This window comes from Kitasatospora sp. NPDC089913, assembly GCF_044748625.1.
Classification (GTDB): Bacteria; Actinomycetota; Actinomycetes; order Streptomycetales; family Streptomycetaceae; genus Kitasatospora.
Map to the genome: position 1 here is coordinate 58,895 of NZ_JBIVGI010000039.1, position 12,634 is coordinate 71,528.

A 12,634-nucleotide genomic window follows, 5' to 3' on the forward strand; every position below is an offset into this window, starting at 1 on the left:
CCGCCGGGACCGTGCAGCACCAGCGATGAGTTCTGAAGGCAACGCTTTAGCATTGCTGCATGATGGATCTGGGGCGCCTGCGGGCGCTGCACGCGGTGGCCGTCCACGGCTCGGTCGGCGGGGCGGCCGCGGCCCTCGGTTTCACGCCCTCCGCCGTCTCCCAGCAGATCGCCAAGCTGGAGCGGGAGACCAGGACGGTGCTGCTGGAGCGGCAGGGCCGGGGCGTGGTGCTGACCGACGCGGCGCGCGAGCTGGCGGATACGGCGCAGACGGTGCTGGGGCTGGTGGAGCGGGCCGAGGTGCGCCTGGAGGAGCAGCGCGGCCAGGCGGTCGGACGGCTGCTGGTGGCCGCCTTCGCGACCGGCGCGCGCGGACTGTTGCCGGGGGTGCTGGCCGATCTGCGCGAGCGCTGCCCGGAGCTGGACGTGCGGCTGCTGGAGAGCGACCCGTACCCGGCGGCCGAGCTGGTGGCGCGCGGCGAGGTCGACCTGGCGCTCGTCCAGGACTGGCCGACGGTGCCGCTGCCGGTGCAGGAGGGGCTCGACCGGATGGACCTCGGGCCGGACCCGGTGGATCTGCTGCTGCCGGTCGGCCATCCGCTGGCGGAGCTCCCGGTGGTGCCGGTGGGCCGGCTGCGGGGGCAGCGCTGGACGAGCGTGCCGCCGGGCAACATCTGCCACGACTGGCTGGTACGGACGCTGCGCGAGGCCGGCGAGGAGCCGGACGTGCACTACCGGGTCGGCGAGTTCGAGACCCAGATCGCCCTGATCGGGGCCGGTCTCGGCATCGGGCTGGTGCCCAGGCTGGGCCGGGGCACGCTGCCGCCGGAGGTGGTGGCCCGGACGGTGGCGCCGGAACCGGCCCGGCGGGTGTTCGCGCTCTGGCGCTCCCAGGCCTCGCGGCGGCCGGCGATCACCGAGGCGCTGGACGCGATGCGGGCCCGCTGGGACGCCCGGGGCGACTGACCCGGGCGGACGTCCCGGCCCGACGCCCGGCGGACGCCCCCGTCCGGCCGCCCCGTCGCGGCCCACCCCGTCGCGGCCCGCCGTCAGGAGGCGAAGCCGATCACCAGCCACATGAAGCCGACCCCGGCGAGCGTGCAGAGCAGGGTGGTGCGCGAGGGGTGCGGACTGTGTGCCTCGGGGAGGATGTCGGAGGTCGCCAGATAGAGCAGGAATCCGGCGAAGAACCCCAGGTACAGCCCGAGCAGGTGCTCGGAGATGGTGAACAGCAGGGTGATCGCGGCACCGGTGACCGGCGCCAGCGCGTCGGCCGCCAGCAGGGCCAGCGCCCGCCGCTTGTTGTTCCCGTAGAGCCGGGTGATCGTGTACGTGTTGAAGCCGTCGGCGAAGTCGTGCGCGACCACCGCGATCGCCACCACCGTGCCGACCGTCGTCCCCGCCTGGAAGGCCGCGCCGATCGCGAAGCCGTCCATGACGCTGTGGCCGACCAGTGCCATCGCGGCCGTCAGTCCCACTCCCTGGTGCCTTTCGGCGTCCTGCCGGGAGCGACCGTGGGCGTGGCCGTGGTGGTGGCCCCGGTCCTGGTCGGGCGACCGCCCCTGCTCGGACGGACGGCCGTGGCTGTGGTGCTGGCCGTGACTGTGCTCGGCGTACTCCTCCTCGTGGCCGCGGTGGATCGCGACCGCCCGCTCGACGATGTGGATGGTGAGGAAGCCGGCGGCGAACATCAGCAGCGCCTGCGGCACCCCGTGGACCTCCTCGGGCGCCTGGTGCAGCGCCTCCGGGAGGAGGTCGAAGGCGACCACCCCGAGCATCAGCCCGGCGGCGAAGCCGAGCACCAGGTGCCGGCGGTCGCCGGTGCGCTGGGCGACCCAGCCGCCGATCAGCGTCATCAGGAACGCCCCCGCGGCCACCAGGACCGCGGTCACCGCTGCTCCACCGTGACGGTCCGTCCGTTCACTCGTCTCCCCCGTGTCCCGCCCGTCCCCGGGCCGGCCTTCGGCCGGTGCCGGCCGGCCGTGTCCCCCAGCGTCGGACACCCCGCGCGCCGTCGCCCGCCGGACAAGCCGTCGGGGTGAGGCCGACGGGTGAGGCCGTCGGGGCCGGCCGACGGTACCCGCTCCGGGCCGACCACCGTAGTGGATTCCCGGCCTCCCGGAACCCGTCGGGACGCGGGCCGGTCCCGGCCGCCTCCGCGGTCGCCCCGTCTCCGGGCCCGCGCGGCTCGGTGTCCGGGCCCGCGCGGCTCAGTGTCCGGCGGCGAGCGACAGTCCGAGATGGGTGTGCGTCAGCTCGCGGACGCCGTCGCCGTCGACCAGGTGGATGTGCCGGTGCCCGTCCTCGGCGGTGAGGTCGAGCGCCCCGTCGGTGAAACGGCCGGTGGTCAGCCGCAGCCCGCGTTCGGCCGACTCCTCGCGCACCGCCTCCGCCAGGGTCCGGATCTCCTCCTCCCCCACCGCGCCCTCGCCCCGGGACGCCCACACCACCCAGCGGCCGGGCAGCGCGCTGCCGACCGGCCCCTCACCGGTGGCCACCAGCCCGACCGGGCCGCGCAGCCGTACGCTCCACTGCCCGAGCCCGCCCCGGGTGAGCAGCTCGCGGACCAGCTGGGCGAACTCGTTCGCCGAGAGGTCCGGCGCCGCCGGGACGGTGGCCGCCGCCCGCGCGGCCGGTTCGACGCCCGCCCGGCCGTACGGGTCGGGGCTGACGGCGGCGTCGAGCTGGCGCAGCCGGACCAGTGCCTCGTCCTGCTCGGCGTCCGCGTAGACACCCTCCCCGTCGGGCTCGTCCTCGGGGTCGGTGGGCGGCAGCAGCCTGGTGCGGGCCAGCGCGTCGCGGTCCGCGTCGACGCTCACCAGGCAGAGCGGCCCGGCGTCGCCGGACTCGCGCAGCCAGCCGTTGAGCACGACGCCGGCGAGGATCTCGTCGGTGTCGACGGCGTCGGCGGCCTGCAGTGCGCGCAGGGCCAGCCGAGCGACCAGCCGCAGATAGTCGGAGGCCCGGTCGGCCGGCGGGCGCGGCACCGGGAGTGCCTCCCCGTCCGGGGCGAGCCGGTAACCGGTCAGCGAGGGCACGACGTCCAGCGGCGGCAGGTCGAGGTCCAGCACGGCGGTGCGGGTCAGCGGCCGGTAGACGGCGCGGCAGGGCGCGGGCAGGTCCCGGGTGTTGGTCTCGGCGGCGGCGAGGGCCCGTTCCAGCAGGGACTCGACGGCGGCCGGCTCGGCCTGCCGGTAGGCCCGGCGGCACTCCTCCAGGGAGTCGTTGTACTCGCGCACCGCCCGGGCCCGGGCCTGCTCGGTCTCGTCGTGGGCGCGCCGGGACTCGTCGGCGGCGGGGCTGTCGGCCTCGGCCTGCCGGGTGCGCCACTCGCGCAGGGCCCGCTGGTGGGTCAGCCGGGCCTTGGCCAGTCCGCGCTGGTAGTCGGAGTCGAGCAGTCGGCGGACCGGGGGTCCGTCGGGGTCGGCCGCCGGCGGTTCGGCGGGCGCGTAGTCCTCCCAGCGCGGCTCCGGGTCCGGGCCGGCCGCCGCGGGCGGCGCGCCGTCCGGATAGGGGCGCGGTTCGTAGTGGCGCAGCTGGCTCTCGAAGTCCATGGCCGAGACCGGCAGGGCGGAGCGCCGGAGCAGGTCGGCCAGCCGCTCGTGCTCGGCCTGGACGGTGAGCGTGCGGTGGTGGGTGAGCGCGGCCGCCCTGGCGTGGGCGGCGACCTCCTCGTCGCCGCCCGCGCCGAGCGGTTCGGGGGCCGGCCGCCCCGGGGACGACGGCCCGCCCGCGGCGTCCGGGGGGCGGCCGGACGGGTCGTCCACGACCGGCTCCTCCACCCCGAGGTCGCGGAACACGGAGGCGAGGAAGCCCGGTTGGGGGGCCGTGACAGCACCGTCGGACTGGCCGTCTGCTGAGTACTGCATCGGTGGTCGTTCCCCCATGCTCGTCCGGCGCCTGCCCGGGGCGGTCGGCAGCCCTCGGCGGCGAACCGGGGGTCCGCCCCGCTTCCGGACATTGTCCACCGAACGGGCGCACCGGTCAGCCAAGCCTCTCAGTTGGTCCGGGTGTTGGTCAGGTGCAGTCCGATGTAGCCGACATAGATCCGGCCACTGCCCGAACAGTCGTCCAGGTAGTGCAGCCGGGGTGCGGTGCGGCCGCCGCCGATCCGCAGGTGCGCCCCCATGAAGGCGCGTCTGGACGCGTCCACGCACTCCGGCACCGGGAGCATCCGCTCGCGCTTCCACTTGGCGTGGCTGTACACGGTGCGCGACTCGCCGCGCACCGCCTTGCGGGGCGGGAAGCGGTGGCAGCCGGCCGGGGTCCGTTCGCACCACTGCTTGAAGTCGCCGCCCGCCCGGCCGCGGACCGCCGCCTCGGCGTACTCCTGGAGCGCGGTCAGACCGTCCCAGGTGAGCCGGGCCCAGCCCCCTCCGGCACAGCGCAGCTCGTCGAGGGCGAGCGCGGCCTTCTGGTCGCCGGTGAAGGTGAGCAGCGGGAACTCGCCGAGCCGGTCCATCAGCTCGGTGAAGGTGAGCGGGATCCCGCCGTGGCCGCCGGCCGGTCCGGTGCGCCGCCGCCCGGCCCGACGGGCGGGAACGGGCAGCGCGGGCCGGGGCGGGGCCGGTGGGGCCGGGAGCATCAGCGTCGCCGGGGCCGGCACCGCTCCGGCGCCGGATGCGGTGCAGAGCCGGCCGGCGGATCCGCGCCCCGCCGCCGGGCCGGCCGTCCGGCCGGGAAGCGGGCCGCCCGCCGTGAGGGCCTTCGGCTGGGGCCGCTCGCGACGGCGCTCCCGGCGGCCCTCGTGACGCGCGGGGTGGGCGGGATACGGGGCGTGGCCCGGGCGGGTGCCCCGCTCGTGCTCGGCCGACCGGTCCGTCCGGTCGGCGGGGACGGCCACCGGAGCCGCGAGCACGGGCACCGCGGCCGGCACCCGCGGCGGGGGCACGGCCGCCAGTGTCGCCGGCGCCGTCCGTTCGGCGGCGAGCCGGCGCGGTTCGCGGGACAGCAGGACGGCCGCGCGCCGCGGGTCCTCCTCGATCCGGTGGCGGGCCAGCACCGGGTGCCGGCGGCCGTCCCGCCGGGAGGCCGGGTCGACCTCGGGCAGATAGGTGCGGACCGCCCCGCCGTAGACGGCGTGGAACTCCAGGGCGACGTTGAACCTGGTGCGCGCCTCGGCGTCCAGGACGTACAGGGTGGCGAGTCCCGGCAGGTGCTCGCAGAGCGGGGCGACCGTTCCGACGAGCCATGCTCCGGCGTCGAGGCCGGCCGGGACGCTGGCCACCACGGCGGGCATCCGGCGGTCCGGGTCGCAGAGCTCGTCGACCAGGCCGTCGACCTCGGCCGCGGTGAGCATCCGGGGCGCGGCGAGCACGGCGGCCGGGCCGTCGGCGGCGTCCAGCAGCGGCAGCAGGGTGCGGACCGGTTCGGGGACCGGTACCCGGCCGGGTGTCCGTACGGCGCTGTCGGTGGTGCGGGTGGCGGCCTCCAGCCGGAGCCAGGTCGGGCCGGTGGGACCGGCCGCCAGGGTGAGGGTCAGGTGGTCGGTGCCGTGCGGGGCGGGGGTGCGGACCCGGCGGCGGTCGTAGCGGCCCCCGGGACCGCTCGGACCGCTCGGACCGGCCGGCTCCCCGGGGCTGCTCGGACCGGCCGGCTCCCCGGGGCTGCTCGGGCCACCGGGACCGGCCGGGAGCGGACCCCCGTCGCGGTCCAGCAGGACCCGGTCGCCGAGCCGGAACCGCTCGGCGTAGGGGGAGGCGGCCCCGGCCCGGAGCGGCGCGGCCGGGTCGCGCGGGGCGGGCGGCGCGGCCGACAGCGCGGTGGACGGCGCGGGCGGCGGCCCGAGCAGCGCGGGCGGGGGTTCCTCGCACCCCTCGCGTTTCAGCCAGGCGGCGAGGTGCTGGTCGGCCAGGGCGAGGGCGTCGGCGTACGGGAGGGCGGTGGTGACGGTCATCCGGTAGGGCGCCGCAGGGCCTCCGGGGCCGGGGAGTCCGGCTCGGGCGGGCGGCGACGAGGAACGTTCCGAGGTCATGCGCATACCTCCGTGGGGCGGTGGGGTCCCGTGTCCTCCATCGATGGGTCTTTGGTCCGGTTCGCCGGACCTGTGCCCAGGAAACGCCATGGCCCGGAGCGGAAGTTCCAACTCCGGGCCACGTCACTACATTCGGGTGAATCTGCTCGAGCCGGCTGTCGCGCGGGGCGAGAATCTGCATGGCTCCCGGCCCCGTCCCGGGACCGGCTGCGCGGACGCCGTCCGATCAGACCGGCACCTCGACGTGGGTCCGGCCCGCCGCCACCCCGGTCGCCGTCCCGCCGGTCGCCTCGGCCAGCCAGGTGTGGAACGCCGCGACCTCCGGTTCCGGCACCCCCACCTCGATCCGCACCCCGGACGCCTCGTACGCCAGGTCGCGGACCGTGAATCCGGCCGCCCGCAGGTCGTTCTCCACCCGCCCGGCCCGGGCGTGGTCGACCGTCACCGCGAGCAGCGCGACCGGCCGCCGCTCCAGCAGCCCCAGCTCGTCCAGCGCCTCCGACACCGCGCTCCCGTAGGCGCGCACCAGGCCGCCGGCACCGAGCTTGATGCCACCGAAGTAGCGGGTCACCACCGCCACCGTGTCGGTCACCCCGCGCCGGCGCAGCACCTCCAGCATCGGCACGCCCGCCGTCCCGCCCGGCTCGCCGTCGTCGCTGGAGCGTTCGCGGCGCTGCTCCTCGCCGACCACGAAGGCGGTGCAGTTGTGCCGGGCGTCCCAGTACTGCTTGCGGATGCCGGCGATGAACGCCTGGGCCTCGTCCTCGTCGGCGACCCGGGCGAGGTGGCAGATGAACCGGGACTTCTTGATCTCGATCTCGTGGGTGCCCGCGCTCCGGACGGTCAGGTACGGCCTGGGGGTCGGCTCCGGTGTGGCGGGCATGGCGCGGCGGTTCTCCCGGAGACGACGAGGGGCGGACGGTGCGGCCCGGGCGGGACGACAGCTCGCCCGCGGACCGCCCCGTCAGCCTACGGCGTGCCCCACCGACCGGCCCCGAGGGGCGGGCGGCCGGGCGGCGCTCAGCCGCGGCCCGCGAGCGCGTCCAGCCGGGACCGGTCCAGACCGGTCGCCGCCTGCACCTCGGCCAGGTCGACCGCACCGCAGTCGAGCCCGCGCAGCAGGTAGCCGCTGAGCGCCCGGGCGGTCGCCGGCTCGTCCATGACGTCCCCGCCCGCCTTGGCCACGTACGCGGCCAGCCGGGCGGCGGCGGGGGCCAGGCCCTCCCGGTAGAAGGAGTAGACGGCGACGTAGCGGGTCGGCAGGTGCGCCGGGTGCATGTCCCAGCCCTGGTAGTAGGCACGGGCGAGCGAACGGCGGACCAGATCGTGGTGGAGCTTCCACGCCGCGTGCACCTGGGCGGTGGTACCGGTCGGGATCACATTGGTGGAACCGTCGGAGAGCCGCACCCCGGTCCCGGCGGCCGCGACCTGCATCACCGCCTTGGCGTGGTCGGCGGCCGGGTGGTCCATGCTCTGGTGGGCGGCGGCGACCCCGCAGGCAGCGCTGTAGTCGAAGGTGCCGTAGTGCAGACCGGTGGCCCGCCCCTCGGCCGCCGCTATCATCCGGGCGACGGTGGCCCGGCCGTCCGGGCCGAGGATCGCCTGGGTGGTCTCGATCTGGATCTCGAAACGGAGCCGGCCCGCCGGCAGCCCGGCGCCGCGCTCGAAGTCCGCCAGCAGCCCGGCCAGTGCGGTGACCTGCTCGGCGTAGGTCACCTTGGGCAGGGTGAGCACCAGCCCGTCGGGCAGTCCGCCGTGCGCCAGCAGGGTGCCGAGGAACAGCTCCAGGGTGCGGATGCCGCGGTCCCGGACGGCCGCCTCCAGGCACTTGATCCGGATGCCGAGGTAGGGCGGAGCGCTGCCGTCGGCGACCGCGGCGGCGAGCAGTTCGGCGGCCCGGACCGCCGCCGCGTCCTCCTCCGCGTCGGGCCTCGGGCCGTAGCCGTCCTCGAAGTCGATCCGCAGGTCCTCGACCGGCTCGCGCTCCAGCTTGGCCCGGACCCGGCGGTGCACCTCGGCGAGCAGCCCGTCGTCCGCCACGCCGAGCGCGCGGGCGAGCTCCGCGGGGGTGCCGGCGTGGGTGTCGAAGGCCTCCAGGGCCTGCCGGCCCCAGGTCCGCACGGTGTCGGCGGCGAAGGCGTCGGCCGGCACGTAGACGGTGTGGACCGGCTGGCGGGTGCCCGGGTCGCCCGGGAAGCGGTGGGCCAGCTCGGCGTCGACCGGCGCCAGCAGCGCGTCCACGGCGGACCTGGCGGCGGCGGAGAATCCCGCCCCGCCCGTCGGCCCGGTAGCGCCCGTCTCGACCTGCGACATCCGTCACTCCTCACGCAAGCATGCGCGCGGGGCCCGTGCCAGGCCAGCGCTTCAACAGTTTGTTGATGCGAAGGTAGACGGGCCGGGAACGGGCGTCAATGGCCGGCCGGCGCCGCGGGCGCCACGGCCGCGGGCCCGGGTCAGTCCCGGCCGGAGGTGGCGTAGCGGTCCCGCAGCTCCGGGTAGAGCGCCTCGACGTCCTTGGGGTGGACCGAACCGTCGGGACGGCTGCCGACCACGCCGTACTTCTTGGTCAGCCAGGCGGCCAGCCGCTGCGGGTCCGGCTCGTGCTCGAAGGTGTCGATGTAGCTCACCAGCGCCTCGAACGCCTGCTCGGGGTCGAGCCGGTACGAGCCCGGGCGCGGCGCGGGACCGATCGGGCGCTGCGCGCGCTCGACGAACTCCGGCGCCTGCTCCGCGGCCTCGGCGTAGCCCTGCTCCGCGTGAGCCTGATCCGCGTGAGCCCGCTCGGCGAAGCCCTGCTCGGCCTCGCCCCGCTCGGCGAAGCCCTCCTCCGCCGAGGGAAGCGCCACGTACCCGGCACCGGCACCGCCAACGGCGGCCTGCTGCTCCGCGGCCTCCGGCTGCTCGGGGTCGGTCGGGCGCGGCGGCTTGAACCACGGCGAGACCTGGCCGGGCACCCGCCCGCCCGGCGCGGCGTCGCTGGGGTGACCGGTGGTCCGCACGGCCCGCTCGGTCCAGACGTTCAGCTCCTCCTCCTGCGGCACCGGGGCCTGCTGCGCCCCGCCGGCCGGCTCCTGGGCGTCCCGCAGCCGCACGGCGGCGAGCTTGGCGAGCACCTCGGCGGGAGCGGGCTCGGGCTGGCCCAACGGCTCCGCCTCCGGCTCCGGGCGGACCGGCCCCTGGGACTGCGGCAGCGGCTGCGGCCGGCTCTGCGCCGGGCCCTGCGCCCGCGGAACGGCCTGGACGGAACGGTCGACCCGGACCGGCTGCTGCTGCCGTGCGGCATCCTGCCCCTCGACCCCGGCCCGCGCGGACTGCCCGGCCGGCACCAGAGCCGCCGCCGCACGGCTCTCCTGCAGCGCGCGGGCCTCCTGCGCGGCGAGGGCCGCCTCGGCCCTGGCCACCGCCTCGACCTCGCGGGCCTCCTTCTCCTCCCGGGCCACCCGGGCGTCCTCGTCCATCCGGTCGAACACCGACGGGTCCAGCGGCACCCCGTACTTGGCCAGCTTGAGCGGCAGCAGCGCCTGGATCGGCGCCGACCGGCGCCAGCCGCGGCCGTAGCGGAACCGCAGCTGGGCCCGGTAGACCAGCCGGTTCTGCTCCAGCCGTACGACCTCGTCGTAGGAGCGCAGCTCCCAGAGCTTCATCCGCCGCCAGAGCCGGAAGGTCGGCACCGGCGAAAGCAGCCAGCGCATCATCCGGACCGACTCCATGTGCCGGTCCGCGGTGATCGCCGCGATCCGCCCGACCGCGTGCCGGGAGGCCTCGACCACGACGACGAACAGCAGCGGGATGACGGCGTGCATGCCCATCCCGAGCGGGTCGCCCCAGGAGGCGGCCGCGTTGAAGGCGATCGTCGCGACGGTCAGCAGCCAGGCGGTCTGCCGCAGCGCCGGGAAGGGTATGCGCAGCCAGGTGAGCACCAGGTCCAGCGCGAGCAGGACCACGATGCCCGCGTCCACGCCGATCGGGAACGCGTAGGAGAAGGCGCCGAAGCCCTTCTGCTCGGCCAGCTCCCGCACCGCGTTGTACGAGCCGGCGAAGCCGATACCGGAGATGATGCAGGCACCGGCGGCCACCAGGCCGAGCAGGCTGCGGTGGGCCTTGGTGAGCGATGGGCGTGCCATTACGTCTATCAACCCCTGGATGTCGGCTGCGGCCGTTCGCTGCCTCGGCTGCCGGTTCCCGCTTGTCGGGGCGCCGGACGGCTGAGCGACCTCCGGGCTCGGCCCACCGGAGTTTACTCGTACACCTGTCCCAGCGTTCCCGCAGCCCGCGCCGTCACCGCGACCGGCCACCGCCGTTCCCCGGCTCCCCGCCCCGCGGAGCCGGGGAACGGGCGTCCGGTCAGGACGGCTGCGCCGCCGTGCCGTTGAGGTAGGCCAGCACCGCCATGACCCGGCGGTTCGCGTCCTCGGCCGGGGCGAGTTCGAGCTTGGTGAAGATGTTGGCGATGTGCTTGGCCACCGCGCCGTCGCTCACCGACAGCCGGGCGGCGATCGCCGAGTTCGAACATCCCTCCGCCATCAGCTCCAGCACCTCCCGTTCGCGCGGCGACAGCCGCTGCAACGGCCCCGAACGACGCGAGGTGCTCTGCATCAGCTTGGCGATGACGTCCGGGTCCATCGCCGTACCGCCGGCCGCCACCCGGCGGACCGCGTCGATGAACTGGTCGGCGTTGAAGACCCGGTCCTTCAGCAGGTACCCGATCCCGCCCGTGCCGTCCGCCAGCAACTCCCGCGCGTAGAGCTGCTGGACGTGCTGGGACAGCACCAGCACCGGCAGGCCGGGAATCTCCCGACGGGCCCTGAGCGCCGCCTGGAGCCCCTCGTCGGTCAGGGTCGGCGGCAGCCGGACGTCGACCACCGCGACGTCCGGACGGTGCGTCAGCAGAGCCTCCTGCAGCTCCGGACCGGTCTCGACCGCTGCGGCGATCGTGAAACCGTGCGCCTCCAGCAGTCGGATCAGACCTTCTCGAAGGAGGTAAAGGTCCTCGGCGAGGACAACTCGCACGGCAGCTCCAGGGTGATGGTGGTCGGACCGCCCGACGTACTGTCGATGGCGAGGACACCGTCGAAGGTACCCAATCGCCGCTCGATCCCCCGAAGCCCGGTCCCCCTGGTGGGATCCGCGACCCCCATCCCGTCGTCCGTCACCGTGACCCGCAGCCGGCCGGCCCGGTACAGGATGTCCACCCACACCTGCTCCGCGCCCGAGTGCTTGGCCGCGTTGGCCAGCAGCTCGCAGATGCTGAAGTACGCCGTGGCCTCCACCGGCGCCGGCGGCCGGTCCGGCAGGCTCACGTACACCTCGGTCGGCAGCGCGCAGTCCAGCGCGAGCGCGCGGACCGCGTCACCCAGCCCGCGCTCCGCCAGCACCGGCGGGTGGATGCCCCGGACCAGGTCGCGCAGCTCCTGGAGCGCCCGCGCCGAGGACTGCCGGGCCTCGGACAGCAGCTCGCGCGCCGCCGCCGGATCGGTCTCCATCAGGTGCTCGATCGTGCCCAGCGTCATCCCGATCGCGACCAGCCGCGCCTGGGCGCCGTCGTGCAGGTCCCGCTCGATCCGTCGCAGCTCGGCCGCCTGGGTGCCGACCGCGTCGGCCCGGGTCTCGGTCAGCTCCGCAACCCGCCGGGTCAGCTGGGCGTGCGAGGTCCGACCCTCCTTGTCCAGCACCCGGCGGGCCACCTCCGCGTACCCGCGTACCGCGTACGGGGCCAGCAGCGTGCCCAGAGCGAGCATCCCGAGCCCGAGCAGGGCCGAGAGGAACACGGTCGCGGCACCGCGCGAACCCACCGGCCCGTCGCCGCGCACCGCGACGACCAGGAATGCCGCACCACCGCCCAGGACGCCCAGCACCACCAGTCCCAGCGCGGTCGCCAGCAGGGGGCTCACCACCAGCCAGAGCATCTCGCGCCGCGTCACGGCGTCCCTCACGGCCCAGTGGAGTATCTGCGCGAGCCGGGCGACGTTGTGGGAGCGGTGGTAGGACCAGCCCGTCCACCAGTGACCGCGGGCGTCCTCCTCCAGCGGCGGCCTGGGGCTGTACACCGCCTGCAGCCTGGTCCCGTACCAGCGGTTGAGCTGCCCGCGCGTCCGGGTCGCGGTCGGCCGCACGAACAGACCGGCCAGCGCCAGACCCGCGCCCACGGCGGCGATCAGTGCGACGAACACCGCCGGGTAGTAGCCGTCGAGCAGCCAGGCGGCCGTCGCGCCGGCGAAGAAGCACCCGAACACGGGCACCACCACGACCGGCACCGCACCGAGCACCAGGAGGGACAACCGGGCCAGCCCGCGGCCGCCTGCGGCGAGTGCTGCCTCGGTCTGGGCTCGCACGGCACCGCCTCCGCTGATCCGACTCTCTGTTGCCACGCCAACTCCTGATTGCTGATGCCGACGCCGCAGGCCGGCCCCGATCCTCCTCGTCCAGTGTCCCCGGAGGCCGTGCCGTCGGCACTGGCCGTCCCACCCGAATTCGGGGTGGTCCTAGGTCCACCCCGCGCGGGCCCCTGCCCCCGCGGGACCGGATCGGCCGGGAGCCGGCGAAAGCTGTGCACAGCAATTCGGGCGCAACGCAAAGAACCCCCGCCGGTTTCCCGACGGGGGTTCTTCACAATGATTGTTCGGCGGCGTCCTACTCTCCCACAGGGTCCCCCCTGCAGTAC

At 75.8% G+C, this 12,634-nt stretch carries 9 protein-coding genes; 1 reads left to right on the forward strand and 8 read right to left on the reverse strand.

What is annotated here, in order from left to right:
• Window positions 1-59 precede the first annotated feature (59 nt).
• Complete coding sequence (locus tag ACIPYS_RS36585) at window positions 60-965, forward strand: LysR family transcriptional regulator (RefSeq protein WP_400754426.1); 906 nt, start codon at window positions 60-62, stop codon at window positions 963-965.
• Window positions 966-1,048: 83 nt separating this feature from the next.
• Here ACIPYS_RS36585 and ACIPYS_RS36590 read toward each other — a convergent pair whose 3' ends face one another.
• The 8 genes from ACIPYS_RS36590 to ACIPYS_RS36625 all read right to left on the reverse strand — a co-directional run bounded on the left by ACIPYS_RS36590 (window position 1,049) and on the right by ACIPYS_RS36625 (window position 12,305).
• Window positions 1,049-1,855, reverse strand: a complete 807-nt coding sequence (locus ACIPYS_RS36590; protein ID WP_093864876.1) for a ZIP family metal transporter — start codon at window positions 1,853-1,855, stop codon at window positions 1,049-1,051.
• Between the two features lie 354 nt (window positions 1,856-2,209).
• Entirely contained in the window at window positions 2,210-3,868 is a 1,659-nt protein-coding gene (locus ACIPYS_RS36595; protein ID WP_093860348.1) for a restriction endonuclease, read from the reverse strand.
• A gap of 128 nt (window positions 3,869-3,996) precedes the next feature.
• Window positions 3,997-5,973: a hypothetical protein gene (locus ACIPYS_RS36600; protein WP_400754430.1), complete on the reverse strand. Its 1,977-nt coding sequence runs from the start codon at window positions 5,971-5,973 to the stop codon at window positions 3,997-3,999.
• A gap of 226 nt (window positions 5,974-6,199) precedes the next feature.
• On the reverse strand, window positions 6,200-6,856 hold the full coding sequence (locus tag ACIPYS_RS36605) for a YigZ family protein (protein ID WP_093860350.1): 657 nt from the start codon (window positions 6,854-6,856) through the stop codon (window positions 6,200-6,202).
• Between the two features lie 137 nt (window positions 6,857-6,993).
• Window positions 6,994-8,286 carry a DUF6986 family protein gene (locus ACIPYS_RS36610; protein WP_093860351.1) on the reverse strand — a complete coding sequence of 431 codons (1,293 nt, stop codon included), beginning with the start codon at window positions 8,284-8,286 and terminating at the stop codon, window positions 6,994-6,996.
• A 140-nt stretch (window positions 8,287-8,426) separates the two neighbouring features.
• On the reverse strand, window positions 8,427-10,097 hold the full coding sequence (locus ACIPYS_RS36615; protein ID WP_400754434.1) for a DUF2637 domain-containing protein: 1,671 nt from the start codon (window positions 10,095-10,097) through the stop codon (window positions 8,427-8,429).
• 220 nt (window positions 10,098-10,317) lie between these two features.
• On the reverse strand, window positions 10,318-10,983 hold the full coding sequence (locus ACIPYS_RS36620) for a response regulator transcription factor (protein WP_093860353.1): 666 nt from the start codon (window positions 10,981-10,983) through the stop codon (window positions 10,318-10,320).
• Window positions 10,935-12,305, reverse strand: a complete 1,371-nt coding sequence (locus ACIPYS_RS36625) for a sensor histidine kinase (RefSeq protein WP_400754437.1) — start codon at window positions 12,303-12,305, stop codon at window positions 10,935-10,937. Before ACIPYS_RS36625 ends, ACIPYS_RS36620 begins: the two co-directional genes overlap by 49 nt.
• Window positions 12,306-12,634 lie beyond the last annotated feature (329 nt).